Annotated in this window: 15 protein-coding genes; 2 read left to right on the forward strand and 13 right to left on the reverse strand. The window is 58.7% G+C overall.

The window, feature by feature from the left end:
- Nucleotide 1 precedes the first annotated feature (1 nt).
- Both DX909_RS09495 and DX909_RS09500 read right to left on the reverse strand, forming a co-directional pair.
- Complete coding sequence (locus tag DX909_RS09495) at nt 2-3,586, reverse strand: SusC/RagA family TonB-linked outer membrane protein (RefSeq protein ID WP_229311001.1); 3,585 nt, start codon at nt 3,584-3,586, stop codon at nt 2-4.
- A 3-nt stretch (nt 3,587-3,589) separates the two neighbouring features.
- The gene (locus DX909_RS09500) at nt 3,590-4,597 is read right to left on the reverse strand and encodes a FecR family protein (RefSeq protein ID WP_164851236.1); all 1,008 of its coding nucleotides are present in this window, start codon (nt 4,595-4,597) and stop codon (nt 3,590-3,592) included.
- Nucleotides 4,598-4,825: 228 nt separating this feature from the next.
- On the opposite strand from DX909_RS09500, the gene DX909_RS09505 reads away from it, so the two are divergent.
- Entirely contained in the window at nt 4,826-6,445 is a 1,620-nt protein-coding gene (locus tag DX909_RS09505; RefSeq protein ID WP_128544896.1) for a flavin monoamine oxidase family protein, read from the forward strand.
- A gap of 101 nt (nt 6,446-6,546) precedes the next feature.
- Here DX909_RS09505 and DX909_RS09510 read toward each other — a convergent pair whose 3' ends face one another.
- Nucleotides 6,547-7,149 carry an RNA polymerase sigma factor gene (locus DX909_RS09510; RefSeq protein WP_128544897.1) on the reverse strand — a complete coding sequence of 201 codons (603 nt, stop codon included), beginning with the start codon at nt 7,147-7,149 and terminating at the stop codon, nt 6,547-6,549.
- Between the two features lie 103 nt (nt 7,150-7,252).
- Here DX909_RS09510 and DX909_RS09515 point away from each other — a divergent pair, with 103 nt between their 5' ends.
- The gene (locus DX909_RS09515; RefSeq protein WP_128544898.1) at nt 7,253-7,579 is read left to right on the forward strand and encodes a nucleotide pyrophosphohydrolase; all 327 of its coding nucleotides are present in this window, start codon (nt 7,253-7,255) and stop codon (nt 7,577-7,579) included.
- Nucleotides 7,580-7,613: 34 nt separating this feature from the next.
- On the opposite strand, the gene DX909_RS09520 is transcribed toward DX909_RS09515, so the two are convergent.
- The 10 genes from DX909_RS09520 to DX909_RS09565 form a co-directional block, all read right to left on the reverse strand.
- Nucleotides 7,614-8,975: a M20/M25/M40 family metallo-hydrolase gene (locus tag DX909_RS09520; protein WP_128544899.1), complete on the reverse strand. Its 1,362-nt coding sequence runs from the start codon at nt 8,973-8,975 to the stop codon at nt 7,614-7,616.
- A gap of 99 nt (nt 8,976-9,074) precedes the next feature.
- Nucleotides 9,075-10,475 carry a dihydrolipoyl dehydrogenase gene (gene lpdA, locus DX909_RS09525; RefSeq protein WP_128544900.1) on the reverse strand — a complete coding sequence of 467 codons (1,401 nt, stop codon included), beginning with the start codon at nt 10,473-10,475 and terminating at the stop codon, nt 9,075-9,077.
- Between the two features lie 88 nt (nt 10,476-10,563).
- On the reverse strand, nt 10,564-12,198 hold the full coding sequence (gene odhB, locus DX909_RS09530; RefSeq protein ID WP_128544901.1) for a 2-oxoglutarate dehydrogenase complex dihydrolipoyllysine-residue succinyltransferase: 1,635 nt from the start codon (nt 12,196-12,198) through the stop codon (nt 10,564-10,566).
- Nucleotides 12,199-12,210: 12 nt separating this feature from the next.
- Nucleotides 12,211-14,982 (reverse strand): 2-oxoglutarate dehydrogenase E1 component, encoded by a 2,772-nt coding sequence (locus DX909_RS09535; RefSeq protein ID WP_128544902.1) that lies wholly within the window; start codon nt 14,980-14,982, stop codon nt 12,211-12,213.
- 258 nt (nt 14,983-15,240) lie between these two features.
- Nucleotides 15,241-15,906: a response regulator transcription factor gene (locus tag DX909_RS09540; RefSeq protein ID WP_128544903.1), complete on the reverse strand. Its 666-nt coding sequence runs from the start codon at nt 15,904-15,906 to the stop codon at nt 15,241-15,243.
- A 2-nt stretch (nt 15,907-15,908) separates the two neighbouring features.
- The gene (locus DX909_RS09545) at nt 15,909-16,718 is read right to left on the reverse strand and encodes a sensor histidine kinase (protein WP_128544904.1); all 810 of its coding nucleotides are present in this window, start codon (nt 16,716-16,718) and stop codon (nt 15,909-15,911) included.
- A gap of 118 nt (nt 16,719-16,836) precedes the next feature.
- Nucleotides 16,837-17,514, reverse strand: coding sequence for a hypothetical protein (locus DX909_RS09550; RefSeq protein WP_128544905.1), 678 nt, complete (start codon nt 17,512-17,514; stop codon nt 16,837-16,839).
- 20 nt (nt 17,515-17,534) lie between these two features.
- Nucleotides 17,535-17,918 (reverse strand): hypothetical protein, encoded by a 384-nt coding sequence (locus DX909_RS09555; RefSeq protein WP_128544906.1) that lies wholly within the window; start codon nt 17,916-17,918, stop codon nt 17,535-17,537.
- 146 nt (nt 17,919-18,064) lie between these two features.
- Nucleotides 18,065-18,727, reverse strand: a complete 663-nt coding sequence (locus DX909_RS09560; protein ID WP_128544907.1) for a hypothetical protein — start codon at nt 18,725-18,727, stop codon at nt 18,065-18,067.
- Nucleotides 18,728-18,750: 23 nt separating this feature from the next.
- The gene (locus DX909_RS09565; protein ID WP_229311002.1) at nt 18,751-19,161 is read right to left on the reverse strand and encodes a hypothetical protein; all 411 of its coding nucleotides are present in this window, start codon (nt 19,159-19,161) and stop codon (nt 18,751-18,753) included.
- Nucleotides 19,162-19,614: the final 453 nt, after the last annotated feature.

Genomic DNA, 19,614 nt, shown 5'->3' on the forward strand with positions numbered 1-19,614 from the left:
TTTACAGACCAATATTGATTCCAATCGTATACGTCCGGGCGATGGGGTAGCTGCCGTAGTCGACCCCACCGGTCAGGGGGCCTTCGTAGCCGCTCACCTCCGGGTTGTAACCCAGATATTTCGAGATCGTCAGGGCGTTCTGTACCCCGCCGTAGACCCGCAGGCTCTGGAGTTTCACTCGCTGGATCAGTGTTTTGGGCAGGTTATACCCGACCGTGATGTTCCGGATCCGGAAGTAGCCGGCGTTCTCCACCCAGCGCGACGAGATGGCGTTGTTGTTACCGGTCGTGCGGGTATTGGCCCGGGGCGTGGTGCCGTTGCCCGGCTGCTGCGGTGACCGCCAGCGGTCGAGAACCGTCGTCAGGGAATTGGCGTTTCCTTCCAGGTTTTCGTAAAACCGGCGCGACAGGTTCAGGATGCTCCCACCCTGGACGCCCTGAATCACGATGCCCAGATCGATTCCCTTGAAGCTGAAGCTGTTGGTCATCCCGTAGATAAAGTCCGGCTGGTTGTTGCCGATCAGCGTCCGGTCGTCGGCATTAATTCGGCCGTCCTTGTTGACGTCTTCGTATTTGACGTCGCCCGGGCGGGTGTCGGCGAAGTGCGGGTAGGCGTCGAGGTCGGCCTGGTCGCGGAACACGCCGAGCTGCTTATATCCGTAGAAACTGCCGAGCGGCTGTCCGATGACCGTGATATTGGTTTCACCTACCCCTGTACCGCTGCGGATCGGGTCGCCGGTAGGTCCGAGGGCCAGCACCTTGTTGCGGTTGAAGGAGAAGTTGAGGTCGGTGCTCCAGCTAAACTCACCCGTCAGGTTGCGGGTATTCAGCGCCAGTTCCACCCCTTTGTTTTCCACCTTGCCGATGTTACGGACCGCCGACGAAAAACCGGTCAGCGTCGGAACCTGAACGGCCAGCAGCAGGTCCGTCGTGATGCGTTTGTAGTAATCGGCCGTCAGAAAGATGCGGTTGTTCAGCACGCCCAGTTCGATGCCGATGTCGGTCTGGCGGCTTTTCTCCCAGGTCAGGTCGTCGTTGCCGATGGAATTGACGGCCAGACCGTTGGACAGGTTATTTCCCAACACGTAGTTATCCAGACCGAGCAGCCCGATGGCCGGGTAATTGCTCGTAAAGGCGTTGTTGCCCGAAAGGCCGTAGCTGGCTTTCAGTTTCAGTTCCGAAATCGCCTTGATGTTCTTCATGAACGGTTCCTCCGACACCCGCCAGCCGACCGAGGCCGAGGGGAACGTACCCCAGCGGCTGTTCCGGCCGAAGCGCGACGACCCGTCCCGACGGAAGGAAGCGTTCACCAAGTACCGGTCCCGGAACGAATAGGCCACCCGCCCGAAATACGACGCCAGCGACCACTGATCACGCACGTTCCGGGCCGAATTGCTCCCGACGATGGTCCCGGCGTTGACGGTCCGGACGTTGTCGTTCGGGAAGTTGTTGGCGTCGACCCGGCTGCGTTCGAAATCGTTTTTCTGGCTCTCCAGACCGATCAGCACCTCGATGCGGTGGACGTCGGCCAGCTGTTTCAGATACGTCAGCGTATGGTTGGTCACCCAGTTCAGTTCCTGTGCAGTTTCGGCATAGGCCGAGTTGGCGGTCGGCGGCAGCAGCTGGTTCAGGGGCAGGGCCGAAGTCTGGTAGTAATTCTGGCGCACCTGCCGGACGTCCGCGCCGATGGTTCCGCGGTACATCAGGTCGAAAGGCAGCTTCAGTTCGGCATAGGCGTTGCCCAGCAGGCGGGTGGTGCGCAGGCGGTTATCGACCTCGTAGATGTTGGCGACGGGGTTGGTGATGCCGGGCCAGTCGTAGGGAGCCGCGTAAAAGGCCTGGGAGTTGTAAACGGTCGAGTTGGGCTGATAGATCGGAATGAACGGCGGCAGGCTCAGCGCCGAGTTGATGATGCCGTTGCCCGCCCAGTGGCCGTCGGTATTGGCCCGGTCTTCGACCGTAAACGATGGGCTCAGGCTCATGCCGAGCCGGAGGGCCGAGGTCACCTGCGCGTCGATGTTGGTCCGGACAGTATACCGGTCGATCCCCGAGCGTTTCACAATCCCTTTCTGGGTCAGATAGTTACCCGACACCAGATACTGCACCCGGTCGCTCCCGCCCGAAGCCGTCAGCTGGTAGCTGCTGATGGGCGCATTCTGGAAAATCATGTCCTGGTAATCATAGGTCGACAGGGCGGACGGGTTGTCGAAGCTGACGCCCTGAAACTCACCGCGCGGATACCGGTACCGCTGTCCGGCCGGCCGCGCGCTGTTGGGATCGTCGATCTTCGCGCCCGTGACCCGTTCGAGGTAGGCGTTGTTGAAGGCCTCTTTCGAGAACTCGGCGAACTGCTGCGCGTCCAGCATGTCCATTTTCTTGGTGATCTGTTGCACACCGGTATAGTAGTCGAGGTTCAGCCGGGCCTGGCCGGATCTGCCGCGTTTGGTCGTAACAACCACGACCCCGTTGGCCCCGCGCGAACCGTAGATGGCCGTGGCCGAGGCATCTTTCAGGATGTCGATCTTCTCGATGTCATTGGGGTTGAGCAGGTTCAGTCCACCGCCGTTGTTGAGGTCACCGGAGTTCAGCGGCTGTCCGTCGATCACCACGAGCGGCCCGTTCCCGGCGCTGATGGACCCCAGCCCCCGGATTTTGATGGAGGGGCTGTTGCCCGGCGCTCCGGTATTCTGCTGGATCAGCACCCCCGGCAGACGGCCCGTCAGCCCTTCGACGATGTTGGGCACCGGCTGGTCGCGGATGGTGCGGGTGTTGATCGATGCGATGGAACCGGTAACGTCGGCTTTCCGCTGCGTTCCGTATCCGACCACGACCACCTCACTCAGCGTCTGGTCCGACTGTTTCAGCGCCAGATTGACCACCGACTGATTGCCGACCGGCACCTCCTGTGTCATATAGCCGATAAACGAGAAGACCAGGACACTGCTGCCGTCATTGGGAATGGTCAGGGCGAAGTTTCCGGAAGCATCCGTAGTGGTTCCGCGAACCGTATTTTTAATGGTGACGCTCACGCCCGGCAGCCCTTCTCCCGACTCATCAGCCGTGACGCGGCCCGAAACCCGGCGCTCCTGCCGGACGGCTTCGGGGGCCTGGTGCATCAGCAGCAGCGTGGGCGTCGTCTCCCCGGCCCGGTCGTCGGGCGTGCCGGTTGCCCGGGCGGTGGGCTCCTGCAACAGGCCGGCCGGGGTCAGCGAGGGCGACAGGCGGCCGGTTTCCTGGTCCGCTTCGAGGATGACGTAATACTGTTCATCGACCTTGCGGTACGTCAGATGATGGGGCTTCAGGATGGTTCTCAGCACCGTCTCGTGGTCCGCAGCGACCGGCAGCGGCAGCCGGACGGTCTTATCCTGAAGGGTTTTCCGCTGAAAGGCAAACTTGATTCCGTATTTACGTTCGAGGTCCCGGAGCACATCGCTCAGGGCCCGAACCGTCGGTTGCGAGGGCTCCGCCAGCAGTTGGGGCTGGCGCCGGAAGGCCGACGAAGCCAGCACCTGTGCTTCGGCGGTGGTGGTGAGGCACCAAACGCCCAGAATCGCCAGTCTGATCATGGTTGGTAAGAGTTTATTCATGGTTTATTTGGTGAGAACGATGTGATTATCCTGTTGATCGACCTTGAGCCGAAAGGTTTCGGCCAGGAGACGGAGCAAAAGTTCGGGCCGGTCGGCCGGGAAGGTACCGGTAAAGCGTTCGGTCAGCAATTCCTGGTTCGGCGTCGTGACCGTCAGGCCGTACTGATCGCTGAACCGCTGAAAAATATCGGACAGCCGCTCGTCTTCCAGCACCAGCAGATTTTCCCGCCAGGCCACATAACGATCCGGATTGACCCGCGCCCGCCGGATGGAAGTCTGACCGGCTCCGGTTTCCACCAGATCGCCCGGCCGCATCAGCACGTCGGGTTGTTTCCGAAGGTCGAGTTTCACCTGACCTTCCTGCAACACGACCCGGGTTCTGGACCGGCGGGTGCTGACGTTGAACCGGGTTCCAAGCACCACCACGTCGGCCACGCCGGTATGCACCACGAAGGGCATGCGCTTCCCCTGCGGTTTTTTGTGAACGTCGAAGTAGGCTTCACCGGTCAGGGTTACCTCACGGCGGCCGCTCTGCTGCCATCCGGCGGCCATCTCCAGCGTCGAGTTGGCGTTGAGCGTCACCACCGTCGAGTCGGACAGCGTCAGGGTAAGCATCTGGCCGAAGCCGGTGTGATAGCGAAGCGGGGCATTCAGGCGGCTGTAGAACCACCCGCCCAGACCGGCCACCAGCACGACGGCCGCAGCGGCTGCGTATCGGTACCAAAGCGGCCGGACAACGCGCACCACGGGCGGACGGGTGGCCCGTTTTTCGGAAAGCCGGGTTAGTGATGCCTGCACTTCCGTGTCGGAAATATCTTTCCAGGTGCTTTCCAGGCCCGCAACGATCCAGCGCGCTTCTTCCAGAACGGGCTGCCGGTCCGGGTAGACGGCTTTCAGCGACTCCCAGAACCGAGCGGCTTCGGGTGTAGGATGCAGTACCCATGACCGGAAATCCGGATGGCGGGCCAGGTCTATGGCGTCGAGCGTGGCGTAATACTCCAGCGGTTTCATACCAGGGAATAGGTCAATCCACCGTAAGAGTAAGGGCGGGTGATTTTGTAGTATGGCAAAGTGAAATTTTTTTAGAAAAAAATGATAGCGGCATAAAAAAGGGACCGGAAGCGGGTGGAACGGCCGGTCATTTAGTAACCGGTAGCTACTGATTAGTAATCGGTAAGGTCCGGCAAGATTTCTCTTACTAACTATGCAAAAACTCAAATATTTGCATTTAAACCTCCCGTGAAAACGTCCAAGACTACGCTCCTGCATCTGCTCCGCCATGCGTACCAGCTGGCGCTGAAAGCCAACCAACCCCACTCCGCCCCCGCCGACGAACTGATCGATCAGTGGGCCGAAAACCAGAGCCGACGCCGTTTTCTGCGCTCGGCGGGCCAGCTCTCGCTGATGGCCGGGGGCCTTTCCCTGCTCGACGCCTGCTCGCCGGCGAAAGACATCGAACCTGAAATCCAGCGGTTCGGCGACCGGGCCGCCCGCAAGGCGAGCGACATCAAAGTCGCTATCGTCGGGGCCGGAATTGCCGGGCTGAATACCGCCCACACCCTCCAGAAACGCAGTTTTACCAACTGGACCATTTATGAAGCCTCCAACCGGGTCGGCGGGCGGATCTACTCGAAAACCAACCTTCTCGGTACCGGCCTGACCACTGAACTCGGGGGCGAGTTCATCGACAGCAGCCATAAGGATATGTTCTACCTGATCAAGGACTTCAACCTGAAGTTGCTGGATATGCAGTCGCCTTCGGAGCAGGCCCTGATCAAGGATGCTTACTTTTTCAACGGGCAGCACTTCACGCTGAAGCAGGTCGTGGACGCCTTCCGCCAGATTGCCCCCCGAATGCAGGCCGACATCGATAGCCTGCCCGACTCCATCGACTTCCAGACCAGGGGAATTGCCGCCACGCTCGACAAAATCTCGATCTCGGATTATCTGACCAAGATCGGCGCGACGGGCTGGCTGAAAGAACTGCTGGAGGTGGCCTATGAAACCGAATACGGGCTGGTGCCCAACGTCCAGTCGTGCATCAACCTCCTGTTCCTGATCTCGACGGACACCGCGAAGGGGAACTTCGACATTTTCGGGGACAGCGACGAGCGGTATAAGGTCGTGGGCGGCAACCAGAAAATCATCGACAAACTGATCAGCCACTACCAGAACCGGATCGAGATCGGGCGTACGCTGAAGGCGGTCAAAAAGAACGGCTCGAAGATCGAACTCGTCTTCGAGGGCGGGCCGTCGGTCCTGGCCGATTTCGTGGTGCTGACGCTGCCGTTCACCAAACTCCGGCAGGTCGATATTCAGGTACCGCTCGATCCGGTCAAGAAAAAATCCATTCAGGAACTGGGTTACGGCAAAAACGCCAAGCTGATGATGGGCTTCAACACCCGGCACTGGCGGACGCTGGGCTATACCGGTTATGTGTTCAGCGACAACACCGTCCAGTCGGGCTGGGACAACAGCCAGCTGCAGCCGGGCACCGCCGGCGGTTACACGGTGTACCTCGGCGGCAACAAGGGCGTTCAGGTGGGCGACGGATCGGTGCAGCAGCAGGTCAAGAACTATCTGCCGAAGCTGAACCAGATTTTCCCGGGCGTGGAGGCTCAGTACAACGGCGTCGCCGAACGGTTCCACTGGCCGACCCACCCCTACACGCTCGGCAGCTACGCCTGTTATAAAGTGGGACAGTGGACAACCATCGGCGGAGCAGAGTCGCTGCCGGTCGGCAGTCAGATCCTGTTCGCGGGCGAGCACTGCAGCGTCGACTACCAGGGCTACATGAACGGCGGGGCCGAAACCGGCCGCCAGGCCGCCAACGAAATCATTCAGGCACTTTTGGATTAAAAACCACCCCCGGCCCCTCCTTACCAAGGAGGGGAGTGCGCTGCCAATTATAGAATACTGCTAAGCCCCCCTCCTTGGTAGGGAGGGGGCCGGGGGTGGTCTCACCAGGCCAACAGCACCCAAACCAATACCGGCCAATGGGGCTGAAGGCGTTTGCGCAGGGCAACGAGCGCCTGGTGAAGCTGGGTGCGGGCGGTGTTGTAGGTGATGCCCATGACGGCGCAGATCTGGTCGTAGTCGAGGTCGCTGAAATACCGCAGGTACAGAATTTCCTGCTGCCGGGGCGACAAACCGAGCAGCGCCGTCCGGACCTGCCGGTGCTGTTCCTGATTCAGGCCCGCTTCGATCAGCCGCTCTTCCACGGAAGGCTCCGCCGGGAGCAGACCGAAGCGGTTTTCCACCTGCTCGGGAGCGACATGACGCTGCCGCTCGGTCAGCTGGGCCACCAGCCGGTTGCGAAACGACCGCAGGATATACGAACGCACCGAATCCGGCCGGGCCAGCGTCCGGCGGTAATTCCAGAGTTCGATGAACAGGTCGTGGATGGCGTCCTCCACCGTCGCGTCGTCGGCCCCGAAGCGCCGGCCGTAGTTGCGAAGCAGCCGGTAATGGGAGGTATACAGGTTGCCGAAAGCCGACTCACTGCCTTCCCGGAAAGCATTCCACTGGATCAGATCATTCGTCGGTTCAGCCTCCGGGTGCATCGGCGTTAACGGGTTTAACCTTTAAAGGACAACCTGTTACAAACCTAATCTTTCTGGTGTAAACTTGCACTATGAAAAGGATTTTTTGCGATTAATACCGTTCATGACCATCCGCGAAGCCCAGGACACTGTCGATCAATGGATTCGGACCATCGGCGTCCGCTATTTCAACGAACTGACCAACATGGCCATGCTGACCGAGGAGGTCGGGGAAGTGGCCCGCATCATTGCCCGCCGGTACGGCGAGCAGTCGGAAAAGGAATCGGATAAGCACAAGGACCTCGGCGATGAGATGGCCGACGTGCTGTGGGTCCTGATGTGCCTCGCCAACCAGACCGGCGTAGACCTAACCGAAGCCTTCCAGAAAAATCTGGAAAAGAAAACCAGCCGCGACCTCAACCGCCACCGCGATAACGAAAAACTGTCATGAGGAGCCGAAAGGCCGGCTCCTCCGCCTGATCGCCTTATAATCCGTAAGTATCGATCAGGTAGACCAGAGCTGCCATCGAAGCCGCCCCCAGGGCCAGTTCGCGCGGGTTGACGGCCTCGAAGCGGTCGATACCCGTGTGGTGGTAATCGAAATAGCGTTGTGAATCCGGTTTGAAGCCGAACAGTACCGTTCCCGACTGCGCCAGGGGCCCGATGTCGGCCCCGCCCCCGCCCGGCCCGATGTCGTGCAGGCCGTAGGGCGCCAGCAGTTCTTTCCAGCGCATGGCTTTGGCCCGCTGCTCGGGCGTCCCGACGATGCCGAAGCCGCGGGGCGTAAAGCCGCCGTTATCCGATTCGACGGCCGCCAGGTGCTTCTCGTTGTTCTTCCGGGCATAGTCGGCGTAGCCGATGCCCCCGCGCAGCCCGTTTTCCTCGTTCATGAACATAACGGCCCGGATCGTGCGTTTGGGCCTGATGCCGAGGGTTTTCATGATCCGAAGCACCTCAACGGCCTGCATACAGCCGGCGCCGTCGTCATGAGCGCCTTCGCCCAGGTCCCAGGAGTCGAGGTGGCCGCCCACCACGATGATTTCCTCCGGTTTCTCCGATCCCCTGATTTCTCCGACCACGTTGTAGGACCGGGCATCGGGCAGGCTCTCGCAATCCTGTCTGAAGAAAAACGTCAGGTTCGGATTCTCCTTCAGGGACTTGCTGAGCAGGTCCGCGCCGTTGGTGCTGATGGCGGCTGTCGGAATCAGCGGAACGCCGGTGCCGTAGCGCATCGCGCCGGTATGCGGGTTGTCGTCCTGGGCGGTCGTCATGGACCGCACGATGGCCCCGACGGCCCCGAGCCGGGCGGCTTCGGTCGCTCCGTTGGCCCGCTGCTCGACCGCCCCGCCGTAGGCTTCGAAGGTATTCAGCCGGGTGGGGTCCATCGGGCGGTTGAAGAACACGATTTTTCCCTTTACTTTTTCGGCGCCCAGTTCCCGCAGTTCCTGGAAGGTTTTCACCTCCACGACCGGCGCTTCGACGCCTTTCGGGGCCGTCGCCACCGACCCGCCCAGGGCGGCAATCGGCACGGCGGTTTTTTGCTTCCCGATCCGGAAATACGCTTCTTCCTTCGCGCCCCGCACCCAGTGCGGCACCATCACTTCCTGCAGGAATACCCGGTCGAAACCCTGCTGTTCCATGAGTTGTTTCGTCCAGTCGACGGCCTTCTGGGCGCCCGCCGAGCCGCTGAGCCGGGGTCCGATCTGTTTGGAGAGGTAACGAAGCCATTCGTAGGCCTGCCCGCGGGCCAGGGCTTCGTCGTAAATACTGCGGATGCGCAGGGAGTCGGAAGGCTGCGCGGAAAGGGGGCCGGCTATCAGGGTAAGGAGCAGGATCAGTGTCTTCATCTCAACGGGTGTATTCCTCACAAAAAAAGAAACCCCGGCCTTTTTTCCAAAAGCCGGGGTCAACTTCCCGGATAAGTCCGATTCGATACCGGCTCCGGACTATAGATGGATGGGGCGGTTTTCGGTCGCGGCCAGGCAGGCTTCCCGCACGGCTTCGGTATAAGTCGGGTGGGCGTGCGACATCCGGGCGACGTCCTCGGCCGAGGCCCGGTATTCCATCGCCACGACGCCCTCGGCGATCATGTCGGCCGCGCGGGCGCCGATGATGTGCATCCCCAGGATTTCGTCGGTCTGCTTGTCGGCCAGCACCTTCACCAAACCGTCGAGGTCCATCGAGGCCCGGGCACGGCCGAGGGCCTTGTACGGGAAGGTCCCGACTTTATAAGCCTTGCCTTCCTGCTTCAGTTCCTCTTCGGTGTAGCCCACGCTGGCCACCTCCGGCCAGGTGTAGACGACGCCCGGAATGAGCCGGTAATTGATGTGCGGTTTCTGACCCGCCAGCGTCTCGGCCACGAAAACGCCTTCTTCTTCCGCTTTGTGGGCAAGCATGGCCCCCCGGATGACGTCGCCGATGGCGTAGATGTTCGGCACTTTGGTTTGCAGGTGGTCGTCCACCTCGATGCGGCCCCGGTTGTCGGCGGCCAGGCCGGCGGCTTCGAGGTTCAAACCGTCGGTGTAGGGACGCCGGCCGACCGACACGAGGCAGTAATCGCCTTCGAGGGTGATCTGGTCGCCCTTCGGCGTGTCGGCTTTCACCAGAACGCCTTCGCCGGTATTCTCGACGCTGGTCACCTTATGGTTGAAATAGAAATCGGCACCCAGCTTTTTAACGACTTTCTGGAGTTCTTTGCCCATGGTTTTGTCCATGGTCGGGATCATCGAGTCGGCAAATTCGACGAACGACACTTTCGCGCCCAGGCGTCCATACACCGAACCGAGTTCGGCGCCGATCACCCCGGCGCCGATCACGATCAGGTGTTTGGGCACCTCCTGAAGCGTCAGGGCTTCAGTCGAGCTGATGATACGTTTCTTGTCGATCTGCATCGACGGGAACGACATGGGTTTCGAACCGGTGGCGATGATGAAATTTTTGGCGGTGATCTGCTGATCGCTGCCGTCGTCCTTTTTCACGTTCAGGGTATTGGCATCCACGAACGAACCGAAGCCCTGATGAACGTCGATTTTGTTCTTCTTCATCAGGAAGGCGATCCCGGTCACGTTGGCTTCGACGACGCCTTCCTTCCGTTTGATCATCTGCGGCAGGTCCACCTGCAGGTCGGAGAGCCTGATACCGTGTTCGGCGAAGGTATGGGTTGCGTTGTAAAAATGCTCGGAAGAGTCGAGCAGGGCCTTGGAAGGAATACAGCCGACGTTGAGGCAGGTACCGCCCAGGGTTTTGTATTTCTCGACAATGGCCGTTTTCATGCCCAGCTGGGCACAGCGGATCGCGGCTACGTAGCCGCCGGGTCCGGAGCCGATGACGATAACGTCGTATTGCATACAGTAGAGTTAGTTTATGTACAAAAAAGGACGGACCCGCCCCACGCCGGTTTTCCGGAATGAGGGCAAATCCGTCCTGCGGAATCGATTAAACACCCAGTAAAATCCGGGTGGGGTCTTCCAGCAATTGTTTGACGCGGACCAGGAAGCTGACGCTCTCCTTGCCGTCGATGATCCGGTGGTCGTACGACAGGGCCACGTACATGATGGGCCGCACGACGATCTCGCCGTTCACTACCACCGGCCGCTCGACGATGTTGTGCATCCCCAGGATGGCCGACTGCGGAGCGTTGATGATCGGCGTCGACAGCATCGAACCGAAAACCCCGCCGTTGGTGATCGTAAACGTACCGCCGGTCATCTGCTCGATGGTCAGCTTATTGTCGCGGGCCAGACCGGCCAGCCGGATGATTTCCTTCTCGATGTCGGCAAAGCTCATCTGCTCGGCGTTCCGGATGACCGGCACCACCAGGCCGCGTTCGGTCGAAACGGCAATGGAAATATCACAGAAGTCGTTGTAAACGACGGCGTCGCCGTCGATCATGGCGTTCACGGCCGGAAACTCCTGCAGGGCGATGCAGACCGCCTTGGCGAAGAACGACATGAACCCGAGGCCCACGGCGTGCTTCTCCTTGAACTTGTCCTTGTATTTGGCCCGCAGGTCCATGATCGGCTTCATGTCGACCTCGTTGAAGGTCGTCAGCATGGCGGTTTCGTTCTTGACGGCCACCAGACGCCGGGCGATGGTCTTGCGCAGGGACGACATCCGTTCCCGGCGCTGCACGCGGCCCCCTTCCTGACCGGCCGGGGCGGCAGCCGGGGCCGGACTCGGGGCCGGAGCCGGTTTCGGCGCTGCGGGAGCCGGGGCGGGGGCAGGCTGCGGGGCCGGCTTCTCGGCCTTCAGGGCGTCTTCCTTGGTGATGCGGCCGCCGATGCCGGTGCCGTTGACCTCCTTCGGATCGATGCCTTTCTCCGCCAGCACCTTGGCGGCCACCGGCGAGGGATGGTGGGCGGCATAGCCGTCGCCCGATGCGGCCTGGGCCGGTGCCGTGGCGGCTGCCGGAGCGGCCACCTGGGGCTGGGGCTGCGACACCGGTGCTCCGGCACCCACTTCGATGCGGCAGATCACCGCGCCGATGGCCAGGGTCGAGCCGGCTTCCGCCACAATCCGGAGCGTTCCGGCGGCTTCGGAGGGCAGTTCGAAGGTGGCCTTGTCGGATTCCAGTTCGCACAGGACTTCGTCCAGTTCGACAGGGTCGCCGTCTTTTTTATTCCAGGCAGCAATCGTCACTTCAGTAATCGATTCGCCCACCGTCGGGACTTTCATTTCAATCACCCGGGCGGCTGCAGCCGGGGCCGGTTCGGCGGCAGGCTGGGGAGCGGCCGGGGCCGGCTGGGGAGCCGGAGCTTCGGCCGGCGGAGCCGGTTGCGGAGCGGGGGCTTCGGCTTTGGGGGCCGGTGCCGGAGCAGCGGTCCCATTGGATGCACCGGCCGGCTCGATGGTGCAGAGCACGGCGCCGATCGGCAGCACGTCGCCTTCCTGCGCCATGATGTGCAGCACGCCGTCCGCTTCGGCGGGGAACTCGAAAGAAGCCTTGTCGGACTCGAGTTCGCATAAAACTTCATCCCGCTTCACCGAATCCCCCTCTTTCTTATGCCACGCGCCAACGGTCACTTCGGTAATCGATTCCCCGACGGGGGGTACTTTCATTTCTATTGCCATTGCTTATGGGTTTTATTCAAAGGCCTGCCGGATGATCTCGGCCTGCTCCTGCGTATGAACTTTGGAATAACCGGTTGCCGGTGAGGCACTGTTTTTACGGGAAATGCCCCGGAGGTTCAGACCCGTTCCGGAGCGGAGCAGATATGTCCAGGCGCCCATGTTCGAGGGTTCTTCCTGCACCCAGACCAGTTCCACATTCTTCCCGTATCCGCTCAGTACCTGACTGAGCTGTTTCATCGGGAACGGATGCAGCTGCTCCAAACGAACGATGGCCACGTCTTCCCGCTTGTCGGCCTGCTGTTTCTCCAGCAGTTCGTAGAAGATTTTGCCGGTGCAGAGCAGCACGCGCTTCACCTTTTTGGGATTTGCATACCCGTCGCCGATCACTTCCTGAAAGGACCCTCTGGTCAGGTCTTCGAGCGGTGAAACCACCTGCGGGTGGCGCAGCAGGGACTTGGGCGACATCACCACCAGCGGTTTGCGGAACGGCCACGCCAGCTGACGGCGCAGCAGGTGGAAGAAGTTGGCCGGCGTCGTGACGTTGGCCACCACCATATTGTATTCGGCGCAAAGCTGAAGATAGCGCTCCGGGCGGGCGTTGGAGTGTTCCGGCCCCTGGCCTTCGTAACCGTGCGGCAGCAGCATGACCAGCCCGTTCATAATGCCCCATTTGGACTCGCCGGCGGAGACGAACTGATCGATTACTACCTGGGCACCGTTGGAGAAGTCACCGAACTGGGCCTCCCAGATCACGAGAGCGTGCGGGGCGGCCATGGCGTAGCCGAACTCGAAGCCCAGCACGCCGTATTCCGACAGCAGCGAGTTATAAATCTGAAGCTTCTGCTGCCCCTCCCGAATGTGGTCGAGGGAGGTATAGGAAGCGTTCGTTTCCAAATCGTGCAGAACGGCATGCCGGTGCGAGAACGTTCCGCGCTGGACATCTTGGCCGCTCAGCCGCACGACCTTGTTTTCGGTCAGAATCGAGCCGTAGGCCAGCAGTTCGGCGGCCCCCCAGTTCACCTGGCGGCTTTCGAAAATCATCTGCTGCCGGTCTTTCAGCAGCTTGTCGATTTGTTTCAGCGGCTTGAAGCCTTCCGGAATTTTCACCAGCGCCCGGCCGATGGTTTCCAGCGTTTCCAGCGGAATCCCGGTGTCCGGCGACTGATCGAAATCTTCGGGGGAGGCAAAGCGCAGTTCGGCCCATTGAAGGTCCAGACGCAGCGGTTTGTAGGGAATCTCCGCTTTCTGCTTCACCATGTCGAGCCGGTCCTGGAGCTCTTTCTTGAACTCGGCGTCCATGTTGGTGGCCAGCTGGGCATCGACTTCGCCCCGCTCGATCAGTTTTTTGTTATAAATTTCCCGCGGATTCGGGTGCCTGTCGATCACTGAATACAGCGTGGGCTGGGTAAACTTCGGTTCGTCGGACTCGTTGTGGCCGTGACGCCGGTAGCACACCATATCGATGAAGACGTCGCGGTTGAATTTCTCGCGGAACTCGACGGCCAGCTTGGCGCAGAAGATCACCGCTTCCGGGTCGTCGCCGTTGACGTGGAACACCGGCGCGTCGATGATCTTGGCGACGTCCGAGCAATAGATCGACGAGCGGGCGTCCTCGAAGTCGGTCGTGAAACCCACCTGGTTGTTGATCACGAAGTGCAGCGTACCGCCGGTCTGGTAACCGGCCAGTTTCGCCATCTGGGTCACTTCATAGACCACCCCTTGCCCGGCCACGGCGGCATCACCGTGAATCAGGATCGGCAGGATTTTGTCGTAGTTGCCCTGGTATTCCTCGTCGGCCTGCGCCCGCACGAACCCTTCGATAACCGGGTTGACGGCTTCGAGGTGCGAGGGGTTGGGAGCCAGTTTCAGACTGATCTGCTTCCCGGCCGGGCTTTCGATGAGGCTCGAATAACCGAGGTGGTATTTAACGTCGCCGTCACCGAACACCTGGTCGGGCACGTTGCCCTCGAAACCGCTGAAAATGCTTTCGTAGGATTTCCCGAGGATGTTGGCCAGCACGTTCAGACGGCCGCGGTGAGCCATCCCGATCATCACTTCCTCGACGCCCAGTTCGGACGCCCGGTTAATGATGGCATCCAGGGCCGGGATGGTGGTTTCTCCGCCTTCCAGCGAAAACCGCTTCTGGCCTAAATATTTGGTATGCAGGAAGTTCTCAAAAACCGTCGCTTCGTTCAGTTTTTCAAGAATCCGCTTTTTCTCTTCGATGGAGGGGTTGAAAACGAGGGCTTCCTTTTCAATCTTGTTCCGCAGCCAGTTCTTGACGTCGATCTCGCGGATATACATATACTCGAAACCGATGGCGCCGGCATAGATCTTCTCCAGCGACTCCATGATCTTGCGGAGCGAAGCCGGCCCGATGCCGAGCAGCGAGCCCGACTCGAATACCGTATCCAGATCGGATTCGGATAGCGCGTAGTCTTCCAGACCGATGCGCGGGTTGCGGTCCTTGCGGGAACGGATCGGGTTGGTTTTTGCCAGCAGGTGTCCCCGTGACCGGTACGCCTTGATCAGGCTGGCTACGGATACTTCCTTTTCGGCGTGTTTGGTATCGATTACTTGTTTTTCGGCGGTTCCGTTGGTAGCGGCAGCGTGGCCGTTGGTTCCGTTTCCATTGGTGTCTTCACTATAGGCCTGAGAAAATTCAAACCCTTCAAAGAATTTCTGCCAGCCTGCATCCACCGAACCGGGATCCTGCTTGTAGGCCCGGTAGAGGTCGTCGATGTAAGCCGCTTCAGAGTTAGCTATATACGAAAATTTGTCCATGATGCGGGATCCCCCTTGTTCTAATCGGCAAAGTTAAACGATCAGTTAGAAAGATTGTCCAGTATTTATCCAATTCTTTACGAATTGAAAATCTGACTCTGTTTTGCTAACAAAAACTTCGGGAAATAAGTGTTCGGCTGGTAGAGTCTTCGGTTGGGCCGTTCGGAAGAGGGGTCAAAAACAACGCCTTCGCGTCCTGGCGTGCCGGTCGGGGTCACGCAGGGACGCGAAGGCGTCGGAAGGAAGGCGGAAAGCGGCTTACACCAGGTTGTTCTTGAAGGCGTAGGCCACCATGCCGGCGGTATTTTTCGTACCGGTTTTTTCCAGAATCCGCAGGCGGTGCCCTTCCACGGTCCGGGGGCTGAGGAAGATCTTCTCGCTGATTTCAGCCGTCGACATGCCTTCGCAGATCAGTTTCAGCACCTCTTTTTCCCGTTCGGAAAGCAGCACCTTACTGTTGTAGAGCGTAGCGGTGGCCGCGGTCTTGATCACGGTGGTCTTGTTGGTCATCTTGCGGTGCATGACCTTCGAGACGAAGTCGTTCAGATACACGCCGTCGTCCATCACCCGGTGGACGGCTTTCTCCACCTCGTCGAGGTCGGCGTCTTTCAGGACGTACCCGCTGACGCCTTTTTCCAGCAGGTGGAGCACGAAGCGGTCTTCATCGTGCATGGTCAGCATGATGATCTTGATGTCGGGGTGGTTTTCGCGGATGTAGTCGGTGGCCGCGATGCCGTCCATGACGGGCATCTCCAGGTCCAGCAGAACGACATCCGGCAAACGCCGGGTCAGTTTCTCGATGAGTTCCTGCCCGTTGCTGGCCTCCAGCACCAGCTCGAAATCCGGAACCTGGCTCAGTACGGAAGCCATCCCTTTCCGGAACAGGTTATGATCGTCGGCTAAGGCAATTTTTATCTTTTTCATGGTCATACCGTTTCCACTTCTACCTGCACTTCGGGCCGGGGATTCTTCACCTGGATGATGATCCGGGAGCCGCGGCCCCGGGCCACGTCGAACGTTACATGCCCATCGATGACGCTCAGGCGGCTTTCGATGTTTCTCAGGCCGAGCCCGCGCCGTTTGTCTTTCAGAATCTCATCCAGGTCGAAGCCGTGCCCGTCGTCGACCACCGACAGCAGGACTTCGCCCGGCCGGCAATGAAGATCGATGACGATGTTGGAGGCATTGGCGTGCTTGATGGCGTTGTTGGTCAGCTCCTGGGCGATCCGGTAGAGGGTCAGGTTCAGGTGAGGAGCCAGCACCGGAATCTTCTCCGAACAGCTCAGTTCGACGTGGACCTCGCCGTGGCTGGCTTTTTCGGCCAGTTCTTCGAGGGCCGACACGAGGCCGAAGCGTTCGAGGGTCGTAGGAACCAGGTCGCGGCTGATGCGCCGGACGTTGGAGATGGTTTCGTCGAGCAGGGAGCGGGTTTTCTGCACCAGCATGGTGGAACCCGGGTCGTTATGTTCGACGGTGCGTCCGAGCTGGTTGAGGCTCAGCTTGGTCACCGAAAGCATCGTTCCGATCTCGTCGTGGAGATCCTGGGCAATCCGCCGGCGCTCGTGTTCCTGCGCCTGGAGGGTGGCCGCCATAAGTTCTTTCCGGTACTTTTCCTGTAGTTCCTTGAGAGCCAGTTGCTGCCGGATCTGTTTCTGCTGATAATAGGCGACGAAGACGATAATAAATATCGCCATCACCAGCAGAACAGCCGTCCCGACCGCAATGTATAACTTCATGTCTTCGTTCACGGCAAATCGAATACAAAGGGCTTCTCGGCCTATGGGAACAATATAACCCTTTTTGTCGAAAGTTAAAGATGCCCGCCCACTTCCGCAAGAACGATATAGTTAACGGTCAGAGGCCCGAATGCTCGACCATTCGCACCTCCCGGCGCCGGAGCCAGAAACTGAGGGCGATCACGAAATAGAAGAATCCGGAAAACGACTGGGTAAAGATCATGTACCAGGTGAAGTCCCCGCTGGGGTCGCGCAGGGTCTTGTTGACAAACAGGAAGACGAAGAGCGTACCGGTGGCGTAAATGAGCACCCCGGCGCTGACCCAGAACATGGCGTGGGAGAACAGATTGGTCACCCGCATACTGACCAGAAGGCTCTGGAAGTGCAGGAAAACGAAGATAATCATGCTGATCCGCTGAATGCCGATCATGTAATCGGCGATGCGGGTCCATTCGAAGTTGATGAGAAAGGCGATCAGGTAGATCAGACCGAGGCCGTAGATGATCATCCGGCTGCGGGGAGAACGAATCTCCTTCGCATACACGATGGCCAGACAGACCATCTCGACCAGGGAGGTCAGGTTGATGAGGTAGTGGTTGTTCTGCCGGTAGGCCGCGTAGATCGTCATCGCCAGTTCGATGGAGAGCGTCAGCGAAATCAGAATCAGCAGCCAGTAAAACGGTTTGTTGAGAAACGAGAGATTGACCAGACCTGCCGCCACTGCGAGCAGTAGAAACAGGTCTGATATAAACCAAAGCGGGAAATCGGTAATCAGCTGTATGAAACGTTCCAGCATAGAGATGGCAAACAGACGCTTTACTTACACGCCGGCGGACAAACCGGCCCATCGCCCAGCGTGCCGTCGCGCGAGGTGGGCATATCTTTCATTCCTTCCTCCAGGGGCAGGGTCAGCGTCAGCATTTCGTCGCCGTTGCCGTCGATCCCCACCAGCAGGACGCGCGGAATCAGGTGGGTATTGCCGTTGATGTCTTCCTGCCGTTTGGCGTGATAGACCCGGAGGCCGACGCAGCCCGGCTGGTTCAGAATCATTTTCAGATTGTTGATGCCGAAAAACTCCGACCGGATGGTATCCGCTTCCGGAATCTCCTGTTTCTTTTTGCGCTCCAGGTACGCGCCGGTCAGGCCGTTGGCTTCGTCCGATGACAGGAATCGTCCCTCATCGCCGGTAAATCTACCCATGATAAAATGTGATTATGGTGGTCAAAAGTATTTGAAACGGTTTTTCAAAGTTGCACAAGGCGCCGGTGGAAATCAATTTTTCAGACGAACGTTTGAGTAAACGGAAGTCGGCTTTCCGAGCGGCCCCGGCCTGACGGAGCCCTCCCCTAAATGAAATTCTCCCGGTCATACCGGCTGAAATAAAAGCCTACCGCGGAGAAGAGACAGAACAGAATGTACAGGACCTGGGTGGAGTCGAGAAAGAAATTCCGGGTTTCCCGCGAAACCGTATACAGGTACTTGATAAACAGAAAGGTGAATAGGGTTCCGGTAGCGTAGAGCAGCAGTCCGGAGCTGATCCAGAACATACTGTAATAGGCGATGTTCTTCACGGTCATCTCCGACAGCAGCGTTACGAAATGCATCAGCACCATGATGATGGTAAAGATTCGGAAGATGGTGAAATTCAGGGCGGAAAGCTCTTCAAATGAGAAAAAAAAAGCGTTCAGAATAACGGAGATGCCGCCGATATAGGCCGTTATTTTCTTTTGATATGGCTTTTTGAAAACGGCGATATAGGCCGCCGTTATGAAGAAAATTTCAAAGAAGGAATAGATATTATAAATATAAAAATTTGTCCATTTGTAATAGGCAAAATAAAGGGAGATCAGATCCTTGATGAAGGTACAGAAGAAGTACCCCACAAAAAACCGCATCTCCCAGCTTAGATTTTTAAACTTGTAGAGGCCAATGGTCAGGATAAACACATCAAAAAAATCGGCAACGAAATCGAGCGGGTAGTTTGATGCAAGTTCCTGCAACCGTTCCATCCGGGGAGTTGTTCATAACGTCGTTAACAGCGGTCCGGGCACAAATGGCCGTTTGCCAGTGCCTCCCGCCCGATCGGCATATCTTTCCCGCCGTCCGGCTCGGCACCGGCGGCTTTTCCCGGCCCGATCCCCCGGCTCAAATCCCCGACAAAAAGGTCTTTGCCGTTTTCGTCGACGGCCGTCAGCACCAGGCGGGGCTTCAGTTGGCCGTCTTCCTTCCGAATGCCGTAATAGATCCGGACGCCCACGCAGCCGGTGCGGCCCAGCAACTCGTTGATGCGGTTGATCCCGAAAAATTCGGCCCGGGTGTACTCCCCGAATTCCTCCTCCTTTTCCCGCTCTTCCCGGTATCGGCGGGTCAGTGCCTCCGCCGACCGGTTCCGGATGAATTCGCCAACGTCACCTCCGTAAGACTCGTCTTTGTAGTCTGTCATGATTGTGCTTGATAGTGGGGTGAAAGATTACACAATCCAAAATAAGCCGCAGACGCTTAACATCCAATCCGAAACGGCAACTTAATCAAACATAAACCACTAACAGCCAAACGGTTACAAAAATAAAATCAGGTAGAACTACGTATGCGAATACGCAAAAACCCCGTATTTCCCCATCCCCTGGGCTTTTTGCTAAAAAAAGTGTTTCTTCTCTATTATTCTTATTAACTTCCACCCACATTTGCAGAGAGTTGGCTATGCACGTTATCCAACGAAACAGCCGATTTTCTCATCTCATAGGTTAGGTTTGGAAAAGGCCGGGACGCTTGTCCGGGCTTTTTTTTCGCCATAAAAAAGCCGGCCGCATCGAAACGACGCGACCGGCTTTCAAAAATTCAGATTCCGTTTATTTGAGCAGATTGAGCAGGTACTGCCCGTAGCCGCTCTTGACCA

Origin of the sequence: Larkinella soli (genome assembly GCF_003703975.1) — a bacterium.
In the GTDB taxonomy this organism is placed as follows: Bacteria; Bacteroidota; Bacteroidia; order Cytophagales; family Spirosomataceae; genus Larkinella; species Larkinella soli.